Origin of the sequence: Kitasatospora sp. NPDC090091, assembly GCF_044747365.1 — a bacterium.
Classification (GTDB): Bacteria; Actinomycetota; Actinomycetes; order Streptomycetales; family Streptomycetaceae; genus Kitasatospora.
In genome coordinates, this window is the sequence record NZ_JBIVDY010000066.1 from 1 (window position 1) to 1123 (window position 1123).

Sequence of the window (1123 nt, forward strand, 5' to 3'; positions counted from 1 at the left end):
CGTTCACCGAGGGCCGTGACGTGTGGTGGCACGAGATCACCGGCCGTCAGCCGGCCGAGCACACGCCCGAGCCGCACGAGGCCGAGCACCCGCTGTTCATCCTCTACACCTCCGGCACCACCGGGAAGCCCAAGGGCATCCTGCACACCTCGGGCGGCTACCTGACCCAGGCCGCGTACACCCACCACGCGGTGTTCGACCTCAAGCCCGCCACCGACGTGTACTGGTGCACCGCCGACATCGGCTGGGTGACCGGGCACTCGTACATCGTGTACGGGCCGCTGGCCAACGGTGCCACCCAGGTCATCTACGAGGGCACTCCGGACACCCCGCACCAGGGTCGGTTCTGGGAGATCGTCCAGAAGTACGGGGTGACGATCCTGTACACCGCGCCGACCGCGATCCGTACGTTCATGAAGTGGGGCGACGACATCCCGGCGAAGTTCGACCTGTCCTCGCTGCGGGTGCTGGGCAGTGTCGGCGAGCCGATCAACCCGGAGGCGTGGGTCTGGTACCGCGAGCACATCGGCGCGGGCCGGGCCCCGATCGTCGACACCTGGTGGCAGACCGAGACCGGCGCGATGATGATCAGCCCGCTGCCGGGGGTGACGGAGACCAAGCCCGGCTCGGCCCAGCGGGCGCTGCCCGGCATCGCCGCGACCGTCGTCGACGACGAGGCCCGCGAGGTCCCCAACGGCTCCGGCGGCTACCTCGTCCTCACCGAGCCCTGGCCCTCCATGCTCCGCACCATCTGGGGCGACGACCAGCGCTACATCGACACCTACTGGTCCCGGTTCGAGGGCCGCTACTTCGCGGGTGACGGTGCGAAGAAGGACGAGGACGGTGACATCTGGCTGCTCGGCCGGGTCGACGACGTCATGCTGGTCTCCGGCCACAACATCTCCACCACCGAGGTCGAGTCGGCGCTGGTCGGCCACCCGGCGGTGGCCGAGTCCGCCGTGGTCGGCGCCACCGACGCCACCACCGGCCAGGCCATCGTCGCCTTCGTCATCCTGCGCGGCACCGCCACCGAGACCCCCGAACTCGTCGAGGAACTCCGCGCCCACGTGGGCAGGACGCTCGGCCCGATCGCCAAGCCCAAGCAGATCAAGGTCGTCGGCGA

At 69.9% G+C, this 1123-nt stretch carries 1 protein-coding gene; it reads left to right on the forward strand.

Annotated elements, in window-relative coordinates; genetic code table 11:
- A partial coding sequence (locus ACIPSC_RS39050; protein ID WP_400835184.1) for an AMP-binding protein occupies positions 1-1123 on the forward strand: 1123 nt, incomplete at both ends.